The organism is Streptomyces cinereoruber, assembly GCF_009299385.1.
In the GTDB taxonomy this organism is placed as follows: Bacteria; Actinomycetota; Actinomycetes; order Streptomycetales; family Streptomycetaceae; genus Streptomyces; species Streptomyces bikiniensis.
The window spans coordinates 2507554-2523254 of sequence record NZ_CP023693.1 but is presented as its reverse complement, the minus strand read 5'-3'; the positions used below and the strand labels follow the sequence as shown (position 1 = coordinate 2523254).

The 15701-nt window shown below is 74.3% G+C and carries 15 protein-coding genes; 8 read left to right on the top strand and 7 right to left on the bottom strand.

The window, feature by feature from the left end; all coding sequences use genetic code 11:
* The first annotated feature begins 134 nt into the window (after positions 1–134).
* The gene (locus CP977_RS11215) at positions 135–548 is read left to right on the top strand and encodes a VOC family protein (RefSeq protein WP_062755854.1); all 414 of its coding nucleotides are present in this window, start codon (positions 135–137) and stop codon (positions 546–548) included.
* Positions 549–636: 88 nt separating this feature from the next.
* On the opposite strand, the gene CP977_RS11210 is transcribed toward CP977_RS11215, so the two are convergent.
* The 5 genes from CP977_RS11210 to CP977_RS11190 all read right to left on the bottom strand — a co-directional run bounded on the left by CP977_RS11210 (position 637) and on the right by CP977_RS11190 (position 6263).
* Positions 637–1401: an SDR family NAD(P)-dependent oxidoreductase gene (locus tag CP977_RS11210; RefSeq protein ID WP_152370024.1), complete on the bottom strand. Its 765-nt coding sequence runs from the start codon at positions 1399–1401 to the stop codon at positions 637–639.
* A 114-nt stretch (positions 1402–1515) separates the two neighbouring features.
* Entirely contained in the window at positions 1516–2100 is a 585-nt protein-coding gene (locus tag CP977_RS11205) for a TetR/AcrR family transcriptional regulator (protein WP_062755859.1), read from the bottom strand.
* Positions 2101–2141: 41 nt separating this feature from the next.
* The gene (gene nirD, locus CP977_RS11200; RefSeq protein WP_109185898.1) at positions 2142–2510 is read right to left on the bottom strand and encodes a nitrite reductase small subunit NirD; all 369 of its coding nucleotides are present in this window, start codon (positions 2508–2510) and stop codon (positions 2142–2144) included.
* Positions 2507–5038, bottom strand: coding sequence for a nitrite reductase large subunit NirB (gene nirB / locus CP977_RS11195; RefSeq protein WP_109185897.1), 2532 nt, complete (start codon positions 5036–5038; stop codon positions 2507–2509). Before nirB ends, nirD begins: the two co-directional genes overlap by 4 nt.
* Before the next feature lies 1 nt (position 5039).
* The gene (locus CP977_RS11190) at positions 5040–6263 is read right to left on the bottom strand and encodes an NAD(P)/FAD-dependent oxidoreductase (protein WP_062755869.1); all 1224 of its coding nucleotides are present in this window, start codon (positions 6261–6263) and stop codon (positions 5040–5042) included.
* Positions 6264–6493: 230 nt separating this feature from the next.
* Between CP977_RS11190 and CP977_RS11185 the strand changes: the two genes are divergently transcribed.
* From CP977_RS11185 to CP977_RS11175, 3 genes are read left to right on the top strand one after another with little or no spacing between them, the layout of a single operon-like run.
* Entirely contained in the window at positions 6494–8083 is a 1590-nt protein-coding gene (locus tag CP977_RS11185; RefSeq protein WP_269145162.1) for a ferredoxin reductase family protein, read from the top strand.
* Entirely contained in the window at positions 8076–8264 is a 189-nt protein-coding gene (locus CP977_RS11180; protein ID WP_152370023.1) for a hypothetical protein, read from the top strand. The genes CP977_RS11185 and CP977_RS11180 overlap by 8 nt, the downstream gene beginning before the upstream one ends.
* Before the next feature lie 37 nt (positions 8265–8301).
* Positions 8302–9087, top strand: a complete 786-nt coding sequence (locus CP977_RS11175) for a sulfite exporter TauE/SafE family protein (RefSeq protein ID WP_109185896.1) — start codon at positions 8302–8304, stop codon at positions 9085–9087.
* A gap of 4 nt (positions 9088–9091) precedes the next feature.
* Here CP977_RS11175 and CP977_RS11170 read toward each other — a convergent pair whose 3' ends face one another.
* Together CP977_RS11170 and CP977_RS11165 are read right to left on the bottom strand one after the other, a co-directional pair.
* Positions 9092–9721 carry a class F sortase gene (locus CP977_RS11170; protein WP_062755876.1) on the bottom strand — a complete coding sequence of 210 codons (630 nt, stop codon included), beginning with the start codon at positions 9719–9721 and terminating at the stop codon, positions 9092–9094.
* Positions 9722–9862: 141 nt separating this feature from the next.
* The gene (locus CP977_RS11165) at positions 9863–10393 is read right to left on the bottom strand and encodes a hypothetical protein (RefSeq protein ID WP_062755878.1); all 531 of its coding nucleotides are present in this window, start codon (positions 10391–10393) and stop codon (positions 9863–9865) included.
* Between the two features lie 311 nt (positions 10394–10704).
* On the opposite strand from CP977_RS11165, the gene CP977_RS11160 reads away from it, so the two are divergent.
* From CP977_RS11160 to cutA, 4 genes are read left to right on the top strand one after another with little or no spacing between them, the layout of a single operon-like run.
* Positions 10705–11355 carry an NADPH-dependent FMN reductase gene (locus CP977_RS11160; RefSeq protein WP_104860538.1) on the top strand — a complete coding sequence of 217 codons (651 nt, stop codon included), beginning with the start codon at positions 10705–10707 and terminating at the stop codon, positions 11353–11355.
* Positions 11356–11367: 12 nt separating this feature from the next.
* Positions 11368–13101: an ABC transporter ATP-binding protein gene (locus CP977_RS11155; protein WP_152370022.1), complete on the top strand. Its 1734-nt coding sequence runs from the start codon at positions 11368–11370 to the stop codon at positions 13099–13101.
* Positions 13098–14969 carry an ABC transporter ATP-binding protein gene (locus CP977_RS11150; RefSeq protein WP_152370021.1) on the top strand — a complete coding sequence of 624 codons (1872 nt, stop codon included), beginning with the start codon at positions 13098–13100 and terminating at the stop codon, positions 14967–14969. Before CP977_RS11155 ends, CP977_RS11150 begins: the two co-directional genes overlap by 4 nt.
* Positions 14966–15688, top strand: a complete 723-nt coding sequence (gene cutA, locus CP977_RS11145; protein WP_062755884.1) for a divalent cation tolerance protein CutA — start codon at positions 14966–14968, stop codon at positions 15686–15688. Before CP977_RS11150 ends, cutA begins: the two co-directional genes overlap by 4 nt.
* The last annotated feature ends 13 nt before the right edge of the window (positions 15689–15701 follow it).

Here is a 15701-nt window from a genome sequence, read left to right as displayed (position 1 = left end):
CGGGGCGGCCGGCCGACCCGGGCGAAAAAATTCTTTCCGGAACGGCGATGAGTTCCGGGCGGCGCTCCCGTCCTACCTCTTGAAAGCGCCGGAACGCACCGAGCGGGCCGGCCCGCCGAAGAGGAGAGAACGCCATGGCCCCGCAGTCGATCTTCGTGAACCTGCCCGTGAAGGACCTCGACGCCAGCAAGGCCTTCTTCGAGAAGCTCGGCTACTCCTTCAACCCGCAGTTCAGCGACGACACCGCCGCCTGTCTCGTCATCAGCGACACGATCTTCGCGATGCTGCTCACCGAGAAGAAGTTCAAGGAGTTCACCGCCCCGGGCAAGGAGATCTCCGACGCCACGAAGGCCACCGAGGTCCTGATCACGCTGAGCGCCGAGAGCCGCGAGAAGGCGGACGAGCTGGCCGACGCGGCCCTCGCCGCGGGCGGCACGCCGGCGAAGGACCCGATGGACATGGGCTTCATGTACGGGCGCTCCTTCACCGACCTGGACGGCCACCACTGGGAGGTCTTCTGGATGGACCCGGCCGCCTCCCAGGGCTGAGCCCGGACGCATGGACCCCGCCTCCCAGGGCTGAGCCCGGACGCATGGACCCCGCCTCCCAGGGCTGACCCCCGGAGCGGGCGGGGACTCAGGCCGCGACGCCGCCGTCGACCACGAGGTCCGTGCCGACGGCGGAGCCGGCCGCGTCCGAGGCGAGGTAGAGGACCGCCGCCGCGACCTCCGCGGCGGACGAGATCCGGCCGAGCGGCGACTCGCCCTTCATCCGGACCTCCCGCTCGGCCTCGGTCTCGCCGGGCCGCAGCGACATCGTGGACTCCGAGGCGCCGGGGCTGACCGCGTTGATCCGGACCCCGTCGCCGATGTGGTCCAGGGCCGCGGCCCGGGTGAGCGCCGACACGGCCGCCTTGGAGACCTGGTAGCCGGAGACGCCGGGGACCCGGACGTGTGCGCCCAGGTTGGACGAGACGTTCACGATCGCCCCGCCGCCGTGCGCCCGCATGTGCGCCACCTCGGCCTGGAGGGCGTGCAGGACCCCCGTGACGTTGACGTCGAGCAGGGCCTTCCAGTCCTCCAGGGGCAGGTCGGCGGCGCTGTGGCCGCCGCCCCGGAAGATCCCCGCGTTGTTCACGGCGACGTCCAGGCCGCCGAAGAGTTCGACCGTGCGCCGGACCAGCTCCCGGGTGGAGACGGCGTCGGTCACGTCGGCGGTGACCGCCGCGGCGGTGCCCCCGGCGGCCCCGATCAGGGCGACCGTCTCCTCCAGGGTCTCCGCCGTGCGTCCGGCGGCGACGACCTTCGCGCCCTCGGCGGCGAAGGCGAGCGCGACGGCCCGGCCGAGACCGGAACCGGCTCCGGTGACGAGGACGACGCGATCGGCGAAGCGTGCGGACACGAGGGACTCCTTCTGTCGTGACGGCAAATTCTTGACCGTACGTTCCAATATGAGGGCCGAAGAGAGGGCACCCGCGAGGGTGCCCTCCCCGGATCGTTCGGGCCGGCGGACCGTTCAGTCCAGCAGGGTCAGCGCCTGTTCCGCCGCGTCCCGCACCCTGGCCGGGTCGCTCGACGCCTTGCCGACCACCCGGACGCCCTGGAGCAGGACCAGGAGCATCCGGGCCAGCGCGCGCGGATCGCGCCCGGCCGGGAGCTCGCCCCCGGCGCGGGCCCGGACGAGCGCCGCGTGCAGCAGCGTCTCCAGCTGCTCCCAGCTCAGCTCGACCCGGCGGGCCACCGCCGTGTCGTGCGGCCCCAGCTCCGCCGCCGAGTTGGTGACGAAACAGCCGGTCAGGCGCTCCCCGTCGGTCGCCGCCTCGGCGGCGAAGCGGCGGACGAGCGCCCGGACGGCCGGCAGGGCGGGGCCCGGCGCGGACAGTTCCTCGACGAGCCGGGGGTCCTGGCTCTCGGCGTACCGGTCCAGCGCCCTCAGGTACAGCTGGTGCTTGTTCCCGAAGGTCGCGTAGATGCTGGCGCGGCCCACCCCGAGGTGCTCCACGAGGTCCGCCATCGTCGTCGCCTCGTAGCCGCGCGCCCAGAACAGTTCGAGGGCTGCCCGGAGCGCGGCGTCCGGATCGAATTCCTTGGTCCTGGCCACGCCATGACCCTAGATTTATCTGGAACGATCGGTCAAGTTCCTTAGGGGAGCGCCGGATCGAGCTGGACCGCCCGTACCGGATACACCGCCACCGTGACCTCCTCGTCGTCCAGGCAGCGGCCCGTCTCCAGGTCGAACCGCTGCTTCAGGAGCGGCGAGGCCACGAACGGGCGCCCGCCCGCCGAGCCGACCAGCCCCCGGGAGAGCACCTGCGCCCCCGTGAACGGGTCGCGGTTGTCGATCGCGTACGTCCGGCCCGACCGGTCCCGGAAGACCGCCGCCTGCCGGCCGTCCGGCAGCAGCACCGCCACGCCGCGCCCCGGGGTCAGCCGGGACTCCTCGCAGACGGTCATCCAGGACTCGGGGGAGGGGGAGAGTTCGAGCGTCTTGAGCGGTTCGAGCGTCGTCATCGGGAGGCGACCCCTTCCAGGGTGAGGAACGTCAGGTCCGGCTTGATCTGGTCGCGCTCCGGCACGAACCGGACCGAGGGGTCCGGCGTGTCCGGGGCGTTCACGAAGGAGACGAAGCGCCGCAGCCGCTCCGGGTCGTCCAGGGTCTGCGCCCACTCGTCCTGGTAGGCGTCGACGTGCGCCGCCATCAGGGCCTCCAGCTCGTCGCAGAGGCCGAGCGAGTCGTGCACCACCACGTCCTTGAGGTGGTCGAGCCCGCCCTCCAGGCGATCCAGCCAGGTCGAGGTCCGCTCCAGGCGGTCCGCCGTGCGGATGTAGAACATCAGGAACCGGTCGATCAGCCGGACCAGTTCGGCGTCCGACAGGTCCTGGGCCAGCAGGTCCGCGTGGCGCGGGGTCGCGCCGCCGTTCCCGCCGACGTACAGGTTCCAGCCGTTGGCCGTCGCGATGATCCCGAAGTCCTTCGACTGCGCCTCGGCGCACTCGCGGGCGCAGCCCGAGACCGCCGACTTCAGCTTGTGCGGCGAGCGCAGGCCCCGGTAGCGCAGTTCGAGCTGGATCGCCATCTTCACCGAGTCCTGCACGCCGTACCGGCACCAGGTCTGCCCCACGCAGGACTTCACCGTCCGCAGCGACTTGCCGTACGCGTGCCCCGACTCGAAGCCCGCGTCCACGAGCCGCGTCCAGATCGCCGGGAGCTGGTCCACCCGCGCCCCGAAGAGGTCGATCCGCTGACCGCCGGTGATCTTCGTGTAGAGGCCGTAGTCGCGGGCCACCTCGCCGATCACGATCAGCTTGTCCGGGGTGATCTCGCCGCCGGGGATGCGCGGCACCACCGAATAGGAGCCGTTGCGCTGCATGTTGGCGAGGAAGTGGTCGTTGGTGTCCTGGAGGGAGGCCTGCTCGCCGTCCAGGATGTACCCGTTGTTGAGGGAGGCGAGGATCGAGCCCACGGTCGGCTTGCAGACCTCGCAGCCCTCGCCGCCCCGCGCCTCCGGCCGCCCGTGCGAGTCGAGCAGCGCGGCGAACGAGGTCAGGCGCAGGGTGCGGGCGATCTCGTACAGCTCGCTCCGGCTGTACGAGAAGCAGCCGCAGAGCCCCTGGTCGACGGGGGCAGGCAGCAGCTTCTCGATCACCTTCACGCAACTGCCGCAGCCCGTGCCGGCCTTGGTGCACTTCTTCACCTCGGCGAGCGAGGAGCACTGGCCGATCGCGTGCTTCGTGACGTTGTGGCAGGAGCAGATCACCGCGTCGTCCGGCAGCGCCGACGGGCCGAGCGCCACCGGCGCGCCCGCGCCCGCCGGGAGCACCAGCTGCTCGGGGGAGACCGGCGGGACCGTGCCGGTGAGCGGCCTCAGCAGCCCGTACGAGTCGGCGTCGCCGACCAGGACGCCGCCGAGGAGCACGCCCTCGCCGTCCACCACCAGCTTCTTGTAGACGCCCGAGCGGGAGTCGGAGTACACGACGTCGAGGCAGCCCTCGGCCGTGCCGTGCGCGTCGCCGAACGAGGCCACGTCCACGCCGAGCAGCTTCAGCTTGGTCGACATGTCGGCACCGGTGAAACCCTGGTCCTCTTCCTCTGCGAGGACCGCCGCCACCGTCTGCGCCATCTCGTAGCCCGGCGCCACCAGGCCGTAGACCCGCCCGTCGACCGCGAGCGCGCACTCGCCGATCGCGAAGACCGCCGGGTCCGAGGTCCGGCACCGCTCGTCCACGGCGATGCCGCCGCGCTCGCCCACGGCGAGCCCGCAGTCCCGCGCCAGCTGGTCCCGGGGCCGTACGCCCGCCGAGAAGACCACCATGTCCACGGCCAGTTCGGAGCCGTCCGACAGCCTCATGCCCGTCACGGCGCCGTCCGCCGTCACGACCTCCTGCGTGCCCGTCCCCGTGTGGACGCTCAGGCCCATCCGCTCGATCGTGCGCAGCAGGGCCGCGCCGCCGCCCTCGTCCACCTGCACCGGCATCAGGCGCGGCGCGAACTCCACCACGTGCGTGTCCAGGCCGAGGCCCTTGAGCGCGCCCGCCGCCTCCAGGCCGAGCAGGCCGCCGCCGACCACCGCGCCGGTCGTCGCCGTCCTCGCGTACTCCTCGATCGCGAGCAGGTCCTCGATCGTGCGGTAGACGAAGCAGCCCCGGGCGTCCTTGCCGGGCACCGGCGGCACGAAGGGGTACGAGCCGGTGGCCAGGACGAGGGTGTCGTACGCGAAGACCCGGCCCGAGCGGGCGGTGACCGTCCGGGCCTCCCGGTCCACCGACTCGGCCGCGTCGCCCACGTACAGCTCGATGCCGTGCTCCTCCATGAACCCCGCCCCGACCATGGAGAGGTCGTCGGGGGTCTTCCCGGAGAAGTACGAGGTGAGCTGGACGCGGTCGTAGGCCGGGCGCGGCTCCTCGCAGAGGACCACGATCCGGGCCCGCCGGGTGACGCCGCGGTCGGCGAGCGCCTCCAGGAACCGCTGGCCGACCATTCCGTGGCCGACCAGGACGATCGTCGGGGTGTGCGCGGTGGTGTCAGCGTCAGCGCTCATGTCAGGAGCCTCCGTCGTGGGTGAGCAGGTGGAGCAGGGGGGCCTCCGGGAGGGCTTCGTCGCCCTCCCAGGCCCGGGCGAGCGCGCCGACCGCGGCCAGGTCGCCGAGGAGGACGCCCCCGACGAGCCGGTCGCCCCGGACGACGACCTTGCGGTACGCGCCGCGGGTGGGGTCGGTGAGCTGGACGGTGTCGTCGCCCGGCCGCGCGGTGACCTCGCCGAAGGCGGCCAGGTCGAGCGGGCGCGGGCCGGTGAGGGTGAGCCGGGTGAGGGCACGGGTGCCGGTGTAGGGGGCCGTGGGCACGGGCGTGGGCGCGTCGGAGGCCTCGGTCCCGGTCTCCCTCGCCAGCACCTCCGCCAGCGCGTCCGCCTGTTCGAGCGCCGGGCCCGCGAGCCCGTACACCCGGCCCGCGTGCTCCGCGCAGTCGCCCACCGCGTGGACGTACGGGTCGGAGGTCCGCAGCTCGTCGTCGACCACGATCCCGGTGGCGACGTCGAGTCCCGCCTCCCGGGCCAGGGCCACCCGGGGCCGCACCCCGCAGGCCAGCACCACGACCTGCGCGTCGAGCACGAAGCCGTCGGCGAGTTCGACCGCCGTGACCGCCCCGTCCCGCTGCCGCAGGCCGCCGACCCGGCACTCGGTGTGCACCTCGACCCCCAGGGACTCGACGTGCTCCCGGAGCAGCGCCGACGCGTGCGCGTCGAGCTGGCGCTCCATCAGGCGCTCGCCCTGCTGGGCGAGGACCACGTCCGCGCCGAGCTCCGCGAGCGCCCGGGCCGCCGACACCCCGAGGAGCCCGCCGCCGACGACCACGGCCCGGGCCCCGGGCCGTACCGCCGCGCGCAGCGCCAGACAGTCGTCGAGCGTACGGAAGGGGTGGACGCCCGCCGGGAGGGCCGCGCCGCGCAGTCCGCGCAGCGGCGGCAGCACCGGGTTGGAGCCCGTCGCCAGGACCAGCCGGTCGTAGCCGACGCGCGAGCCGTCCGCGCACTCCACCGTCCGGGTCGCCCGGTCGATCCGCACCGCCCGCGTCCCGAGCCGGGCCGGCTCGCGGGTCCCGGGCAGGGCGATCACCTCGGGGGCGTACCGCCCGGCGAGGACGTCGGCGAGCAGCACCCTGTTGTACGGTGCGTGCGGCTCCTCGCCGAGGAGGGTGACGGGCAGGCGCCGGGCGAGCCGGGCGCCCGCCGTCCCGCCCCCGACCACCACGATCCGTGTACTCATGACCGGAAGCGTGCGGGGCCGGTGTTACCCGGCGGCATCCCGTCTGTTTCCCGTACGGAACGCTGATCTCCGCCCCCGGGCCCGCCCGCTGTGAGGGCCGGGGGGGGCGGGCCGCCGGACCGGCCTCCGGGTTAACCCGTGGTCAGCCTCGCCTCAAGGGCGCCTTAAGGATCGGGCGGGCGCGGCTGAGCTGCGGATTCCCGTATACGGGCGCCCCTAGGGTGCCGGATGTGACCACCGAGGCCAGCCACCCCCTCTACGTACCCCTCGCGCCCCTCACCGCGCCGCGGGCCGAAGAGCCCCGCCGCCGACGGCGCCCTCCGGTCCCGCCCGCCCGGCCCGCGGAACCGCCCGCCGCCGGGTCCGTCCGGCCCGCGGAACCGGTGGCCACGCGGCCTGCCCGGCCTACTCGGTCCGCCCGGCCTGCCCGGTCCGCCCGCTCCGTCCGGCCCACAGACCCGGTCGCCGCCCGGCCCATCCGTCCGTCCGCCGCCCCCTCCGCCGCCCCCGCCCTCCGGCTCGCCCCCGGGCGGCTGCGGGCCGGGGTCGCCGCCGGGGCCGGGGCCGTCGGGCTCCTCTGGGGGCTCCAGGCCCGGCCCTCCGCCCGGCTCGACGTCCTCTTCGCGTCCGGCGCCCACCTCACCGGCCTCCTCGCCGGCTACGGCGTCCTCGTCCTGCTGCTGCTCATGGCCCGGATCCCGGCCGTCGAGCACGGCGTCGGCGCCGACCGGCTCGCCCGCCGGCACGCCCTCGGCGGCCGGTACGTCCTCGGCCTGATCGCCGCCCACGCCGTCCTCGCCCTCTGCGGCCACGCCGTCCACACCCACGCCGACCTGGTCACCGCCGCCGGGGACCTCCTCTCGTACGGGGCGATCGCCGCCGCCACCGCCGGTACCGCCCTGCTCGTCGCCGTCGGGATCACCTCCGCCCGCTCCGTACGCCGCAGGCTCCGGCACGAGACCTGGCGGGCCGTCCACCTCGGCGCGCTGCTCGCCGCCGCGCTCGGCTTCGTCCACCAGCTCGCGGGCCCCGACATCGCCGGCGGCCTGCTCACCCGCTGGCTCTGGTCCCTGGCGCACGCCGTCGTCGCCGTCCTCCTCGTCTGGTACCGGATCGTCGTCCCCGTCCGCGCCGCCCTCCGTCACGACCTGCGGGTCGCCGAGGTCCGCGACGAGGGCCCCGGGGTCGTCTCGGTCCTGATCCGGGGCAGGGGAGTGGACCGGCTGCGCGCCGAACCCGGCCAGTTCTTCCGCTGGCGCTTCCTGCGGCGCGGCCTGTGGGCCACGGCCCTGCCCTTCTCGCTCTCCGCGCCCGTCCGCGACGACACCCTGCGGATCACCGTCAAGGCGCTCGGCGACCACACCCGCCGCGTCCGGCGGCTGCGCCCCGGCACCCGCGTCCTCGCCACCGGCCCCTTCGGGGCGCTCACCGCCCACCGCCGCACCCGCCGCAAGGTCCTGCTGCTCGCGGGCGGGGTCGGCATCACCCCGCTGCGGGCCCTCTTCGAGACCCTGCCCGGCGGGCCCGGCGACGTGACCCTCCTCTACAGGGCCTCGGACTCCTCCTCCGTCGTCCTGCGCGAGGAGCTGGAGGCCATCGCCCGCGAGCGGCGGGCCGACCTGCACTTCCTCCTCGGCCCCTCCGGCGGCTCCTTCGATCCCCTGGCCCCGCGCGCCCTGCGCAACCTCGTGCCCGACCTCGCCGCCCACGACGTGTACCTGTGCGGCCCGCCCGCGATGGCCCGGGCCGCGACCGCCTCCCTGCGCCGGGCCGGGGTCCCGGCCTCCCGCATCCACAGCGAGGACTTCGACCATGCCTAGACACGGAGCACCGAGCCTTCCGACGGAACGGGCCCGCCGCCTGCTCGCCGCCGGGCTCCTCGGCACCGGGGCGCTCGCCGCGACCCTGCTCACCGCCACCGTCACCCCGGCCGCGCCACCCGCGCCCGACCGCCCGCCGGGCACGGCAAGCTCTGACGTAGCTCAACTCTCCCGGGATTGATGGACGGGCCAACGATCACGTCCCTAGGGTCGTGCCCATGCCCGAGATATCGCTGACCACCCTCGTCCTGCTCTGCCTCGCCGCGCTCCTGGCGGGCTGGATCGACGCCGTGGTGGGCGGCGGCGGGCTGCTCCTGCTGCCCGCCCTGCTGCTCGGGCTCCCGCACGCCCCGGCCGCGCAGATCCTCGGCACGAACAAGGCGGTCGCGATCGTCGGCACCACCGGCGCCGCCGTCACCTACGTCCGCAAGGCCCCCGTCCGGGTCGGGACGGCCGTGCGGATCGGGCTCGCGGCCCTCGCCGGCTCCATGACCGGCGCCTTCTTCGCCGCCGGGATCAGCAGTGACGTGCTGCGCCCGGTGATCATGGTGGTGCTGCTCGGGGTGGCGGCCTTCGTGATGCTCCGGCCGTCCTTCGGCGCGCGGGCCGAGGGGGAGGAGCGGGCGCCGCTGACCCGGGCCAGGATCGTGACCGCGATCGTGGTCGTCGGCGGCGGGATCGGCTTCTACGACGGCCTGTTCGGGCCGGGCACCGGCACCTTCCTGGTCCTCGCCCTGACCGCCGTCCTCCACCTCGACCTGGTGACCGCCTCCGCCACCGCCAAGATCGTCAACGTCTGCACCAACGCGGGCGCCCTCGCGATGTTCGCGTACCAGGGCACGGTGTACTGGCAGCTCGCCGCCGTGATGGCGGTCTTCAACCTGGTCGGCGGGACGGTCGGCGCCCGGATGGCGCTGAGCAGGGGCGCCGGGTTCGTCCGGGGCGTGCTGCTCGTGGTGGTCTTCTCGCTGGTCGCGAAGCTCGCCTTCGACCAGTGGGGGTGAGCGGTCAGGAGGCGGGTCCCCTGACCCCGATGAGGTGCCCGAAGGCGACCACGTTCCCCTGGTAGCCGTTCTTCTTCGAGAAGCCGCCGCCGCAGGTGATGACCCGGATCTCGGCCCGGTCCGCCTCGGCGTACACCTTGTCGCTCGGGAAGGCGTCGTTCTCGTACACCTCGACCGCGTCGACCGTGAAGACGGCGGTGCGCCCGTCCTCCCGGTCCACCTCGATCCGGTGGCCCTTCTTCAGCGCGCCGAGGGTGTAGAAGACGGCGGGCCCGTCCGCGTTGTCGACGTGGCCCGCGACGATCGCGGTGCCCTTCGCGCCGGGCGCGGTCCCGCCCTCGTACCAGCCCGCCAGGTTCCGGTCCTCGGCGGGCGGCACTTCCAGCGATCCGTCCGCCGCCAGGCCGAGCCCCGTCATCGGGGTGTCCACGTCGGTCTCGGGGATGCGCAGCCGTACGGGCGCCGAGGGCGGCAGCGGGTCGGCGGCGGCGTCGGTGTGGACGCTCGGCCCGGCGGCGAAGGCCTGGGCGGCGGACGGCACGGGCGGGGTGACGTCCGCCGAGCCGTTCTGGACGAGCCAGACGCCCACGCAGGCGGCCACCGCTATGCCCCAGCCCTTGCTCCTGTTGCTCACCTGCCCGGCTCCCTTCCGTCTCTGCGGTCCTTCGCGTCCGTCTCTTCGGTCCTTCGCGGCGCCGCCGGAACGCGCCGGGATGTGGTCCTGCCCCCGCCGGGCCCGTACGGGCGTGCGGCGGGGGCAGGAAGGGGCGGTGCCTCAGTGCCCCCGCGCGCCGCTCGCCCGGCGGCGCAGGAGCCAGGCACCGCCGACGGCGGCCGCGGCCAGCACCGCCGCGCCCGCCGCGACCTGGGTGGTGTCGGGGCCGACGCTGCCCCCGACACCGGTCTGGACGTGCCCGCTGGGACGCCGGTGCGTGACGGTCAGGTCGCCCCGGGCCGTCTTGCCGTTGTCGCAGGCCACGCTGATGCCGTACGTACCGGCCTCGGCGTGCCGGGGCACGGTGAACTGGCCGACCACGATCTCCTTGTGGGTGCTCGGCTTCAGGTGGAACTCGCCCGCGCCGAGCGCGTTCGCGTCGCCGACGCCGCGCCCGTTCTTGCCGCAGGCGAGGGTGTTCACGGTGACGGTGGTGCCGGGGGACGCGGACGACGGGTAGATCTCGAGGGTCTCGTGCCGCCCCCCGGAGTCGTTCCACTCTTCGCCGGCGTGCGCCGCCGGGACGGCGAACGCCCCGAGCGCGGCGACCGTCAGGGCGGTACCGGTGAGCAGGCGGGCAGTGGTGCGCATGGGGTCCTCCGGAGCGCGCGTACGGTCATGCCGGGACGGTCCTCCCGGGAGGGGCTTCCCGGTGACGGACCTTCTGGGACCGAGATAAGGGCGGCCGCGCGCCCTCCGCCTGCTGACGGGACGTCAGGATGGGGCCGTTCGATACGGCGCGTCGGCTGGATTCCGGACGTTTCCGCAGGTCGGGGGTGCTTTCGACACGCCGGGTCGCGACCGGTGCCGAACGGGTGACCGAGGCGCCCCGGGCGCCCTCCGCCGCGCGGTCCCGGACGCCGCTTGACCTCAACCAAACTTGAGGTACCACGATCACCGGCATGGACCTCACGAACTCCACGCAGCCCACCGTCCCCTCCACCGCTTCCGTCCCCTCCGTCCCTTCCGCTCCCCCCGCCCCCCTCTCCCTCGCCCTCGTCGTCGCCAGCGACCGCGAAGGACGTTTCGCCCCCGTCCTCGCCGACTGGCTCCTCTCCCGCCTCGCCGAACGCGAGGACTTCACCACCACGGTCGTCGACCTCGCCGGGGTCGACCTCCCCACCTCCCTCTCGTACGCCCCCTCCCCGGCCGTCCGCGCCGAACTCGCCAAGGTCACCCCCGCCCTCGAAGCCGCCGACGCCTTCGTCGTCCTCACCCCCGAGTACAACCACTCCTTCCCCGCCGCCCTCAAGAACCTGATCGACCGGCACTACACCGAATGGCAGGCCAAGCCCGTCGGCTTCGTCTCCTACGGCGGGATCTCCGGCGGCCTGCGGGCCGTCGAACAGCTCCGCCAGGTCTTCGCCGAGATGCACGCCGTCACCGTCCGCGACACCGTCTCCTTCCAGCACGCCCACGAGCAGTTCGACGAGGACGGACGGCACAAGGACCCGGCCGGGGCCGAGGGCGCGGCCAAGGCCCTGTTCGACCAGCTCGCCTGGTGGGGCCACGCCCTCCGGGACGCCAAGTCCGTCCGCCCGTACGGCGCGTGAGGAGACGACGCCGTGCTGTTCCGGATCGTCCTCCCCCGCCTCCGCCCGTACCGGCCCCTCCTCGCCCTCCTCGTCGGCCTCCAGCTCGTCCAGACCCTCTCCTCCCTCGCCCTGCCCGCCCTCAACGCCGGCGTCATCGACCACGGCGTCCTGCGCGGGGACACCGGCCGGGTCCTCTCCGGAGGCGCCACCATGGCCGCCGTCACCCTCCTCCAGGTGGCGGCGGCCGCCGCCGCCACCTGGACCGGCGCCCGGATCGCCATGGGCGTCGCCCGCGACCTGCGCTCCGAGGTCTTCCGGCGCGTCCAGGAGTTCTCCGCCCGGGAGCGGAGCCGCTTCGGCGCCGCCTCCCTCATCACCCGCACCACCAACGACGTCCAGCAGATCCAGACGTTCACCGTCCTCGTCCTGACGATGCTGGTCGCCGCCCCGCTCCTGTGCGTCGGCGGCATCGCCATGGCCCTGCGCCAGGACGTGCCGCTCGCCCTCGTCCTCGTCCTCTTCGTGCCCGTGATGACCGGGGCCGTCGGCACCGTCGTGCTGCGCCTGCGGCCCCTCTTCCGGGGCATGCAGCTCCGCGTCGACCGGACCAACCGGATCCTGCGCGAGCAGATCACCGGCGTCCGGGTCGTCCGCGCCTTCGTCCGCGACCGGCACGAGCGGGAACGGTTCGCCGCCGCCAACGACGAGCTGTTCGCCGTCGGCCTGCGGGCCGGCCGGTTACAGGCCGTCATGTTCCCCACGGTCCTGGTGGTCTGGGAACTGACCACCGTCGCCCTGGTGTACGTCGGCGCCCACCGCATCGACTCCGGCGCCCTCCAGCCGGGCGGGCTCGTCGCCTTCCTCGGCTACCTGCTCCAGACCTCCATGTCCGTGATGATGACCCTCTTCCTCCTGATGCACATGCCGCGCGCCGAGGCCGGCGCCGAACGCGTCCGCGAGGTCCTCGACACCCGCTCCTCCGTCGTCCCGCCCGCACACCCGGTCCGCGAGCTCCACGGCCCCGGCCGGCTCGAACTCGACGGCGTCGGCTTCCGGTACCCCGGAGCGGAGGAACCCGTCCTGCACGACGTCCGGTTCACCGCCCGGCCCGGCGAGACCACCGCGATCGTCGGCTCCACCGGCAGCGGCAAGTCCACCCTCCTCGGCCTCGTGCCCCGCCTCTTCGACGCCACCGGGGGCCGGGTCCTCGTGGACGGCGCCGACGTCCGCACCCTCGACCCCGCCCTCCTGGCGAGGACCGTCGGAATCGTCCCCCAGAAGCCGTACCTCTTCTCGGGCACGATCGCCTCCAACCTCCGCTACGGGAAGCCAGACGCCACCGACGAGGAGCTGTGGCGGGCCCTGGAGACCGCGCAGGCCGCCGACTTCGTCCGCGAACTCGACGCGGGCCTCGACGCGCCCGTCTCCCAGGGCGGCGCCAACCTCTCCGGCGGCCAGCGCCAGCGGCTCGCCATCGCCCGGGTCCTCACCGCCCGCCCCCGCCTCTACCTCTTCGACGACTCCTTCTCCGCCCTCGACGCCGCCACCGACGCGCGGCTGCGGGCCGCGCTCGCCGAGGAGACGGCCGGCTCCACCGTGGTGGTCGTCGCCCAGCGCATCTCCACCGTCCGCCACGCCGACCGGATCGTCGTCCTCGACCGGGGGCGGGTCGTCGCCACCGGCACCCACGCGTCCCTCCTGCGGGACGACCCCACCTACCGGGAGATCGTCCTCTCCCAGCTCACCGAGGAGGAGGCCGCGTGACCACGACCACGGAGCCCCGCGACAAGGCCCCCACCGCCCCCGCCCGCACCGGCCCCCCGCGGCAGACCGGCCCCGGTCCCGGCACCCCCTCACTCGAACGCTCCCTCTCCTTCCGCGCCTCCGGCCTCCGCCTCCTGCGCACCCTCGCCCCCGACCGGGCCCTCCTCGTCGCCCTGCTCGCCGCCGGCGCCACCGGCGTCGCCCTCTCCGTCCTCGGCCCCCTCTTCCTCGGCCGCGCCACCGACCTCGTCGTCACCGGCGTCACCCGCCCCGCCGGGGTCGACTTCGCGGCCGTCGGCCGGGTCCTCGCCCTCTCCGCCGCCGTCGTCCTCGGCTCCTCCGTCTTCATCTGGCTCCAGCAGCGGATCGCCACCACCGTCGTCCAGCGCGCCGGACACCGGCTGCGCGAGCGGGCCCAGCACAAGCTGGCCCGGCTGCCCCTCTCCCACCTCGACCGGCAGCCGCGCGGCGAGGTCCTCTCCCGCACCACCAACGACATCGACAACATCACCCAGACCCTCCAGCAGGCCTTCAGCCAGATGGTGCGCGCCCTGCTCACCCTGGTCGGCGTCCTCGCGATGATGTTCTGGATCTCCCCGCCGCTCGCCCTCGTCGCCCTCGGCACCGTCCCCGTCTCCCTCGCCGTCGCCGCCCTCGTCGGGCGGCGCGCCCAGCCGCAGTTCGTGAAGCAGTGGGCGGTCACGGGCCGGCTCGGCGGCCACGTCGAGGAGATGGTCACCGGCCACACCGAGGTCGTCGCCTTCGGGCGGCGCGAGGAGGCCGTGCGCCGCTTCGACGAGCTGGGCGAGGAGCTGTACCGGGCGGGCTTCCGCGCCCAGGTCGTCTCCGGCTTCATCCAGCCCGCCCTGACCTTCGTCGGCAACCTCAACTACGTGGCCGTCGCCGTGGTCGGCGGACTGCGGGTGGCGAGCGGCACCCTCACCGTCGGCGACGTTCAGGCCTTCGTCCAGTACTCGTACGAGTTCAACGGCCCCGTCACCCAGATCGCCGCCATGGCCAACCTGCTCCAGTCCGGGGTGGCCTCCGCCGAGCGGGTCTTCGACCTCCTCGACGCCGAGGAGGAGACCCCCGACCCGGCCGCACCCCTGCGGCCCGCACCGGTGCGCGGCCGGGTCTCCTTCGAGGAGGTCTCCTTCCGCCACGACCCCGACCGGCCGCTGATCGAGGACCTGTCCCTGACCGTCGAGCCCGGCCGGACCGTCGCCGTCGTCGGCCCCACCGGCGCCGGCAAGACGACCCTGGTCAACCTGCTGATGCGCTTCCACGAGCCGACCGGCGGCCGGATCACCCTCGACGGCGTCGACACGGCCGCGATGACCCGCGAGGAGCTGCGCTCCCACACCGGCATGGTCCTCCAGGACACCTGGCTCTTCGGCGGCACCATCGCCGAGAACATCGCCTACGGGGTCCCCGGCGAGGTCTCCCGCGAGCGGATCGTCGCCGCGGCGGAGGCCGCCCGCGCCGACCGGTTCGTCCGCACCCTGCCCGACGGCTACGACACCGTCCTGGACGAGGACGGCGGCGGCCTCAGCGCCGGCGAGAAGCAGCTCGTCACCCTCGCCCGGGCCTTTCTCTCCGACCCGGTGGTCCTCGTCCTGGACGAGGCCACCAGCTCCGTCGACACCCGCACCGAACTCCTCGTCCAGCAGGCCATGTCCTCGCTGCGCGCGGGCCGCACCAGCTTCGTCGTCGCCCACCGGCTCTCCACGATCCGCGACGCCGACACCATCCTCGTGATGGAGCGCGGCGCCATCGCCGAGCAGGGCACCCACGAGGAGCTGCTGGCCGCCGGGGGCGCGTACGCCCGGCTGCACGCGGCCCAGTTCGCCCGTACGGTGGAGGCGTGATCGTCACCGTCCGCACCACCACCGACGCGCGCGCCAAGGCCGACGCCCTGGCGCGCGGCGCCGTCGAGGCCCGCCTCGCCGCCTGCGCGCAGATCGCGGGGCCCGTCACCTCCGTCTACCACTGGCGGGGCGCGATCGAGAGCACCGAGGAGTGGGAGGTGGTCCTCAAGACCACCGAGGCCCGCTACCCCGCCCTGGAGGCACACCTCCTCGCCGCCCACGACTACGAGACGCCCGAGATCCTCGCCACCCGGGTCGCCCGGGTCAGCGAGGGGTACGCCCGCTGGGTCGAGCGGGAGACCTCGCCGGACCCGGCGGTCGAGGGCCCGGTGGCCGACGACGAACTGCCGTTCTTCGTGTACGGGACGCTCCGGCCGGGCGCGTACAACCACGACCGGTTCCTCGCCGGCCGGATCGGCGCCGAGGCGGACGCCGTCATGGACGGCGCGGTCCTGCACGACGGGCCCGGCTACCCGTACGTCGTCCCGGCGGAGAAGGGCCGGGTGACCGGCACCCTGCTCACGCCCGCGCCCGGCTCCTACGGCGAACTGTTCGGCCTGCTCGACCGCCTCGAACTGCCCGTGGGGTACGAGCGGGTGGCGAAGGAGGTCGTACGGGAACGGGACGGGGCGCGGGTCCTCGCCTGGGTGTTCCTGGCGGCCCCGGACGCGCCCCTGGGCCCGGTCATCGAGAGCGGCGACTGGTTCGACCGCCCGTAGCGGCGTTCCCGGC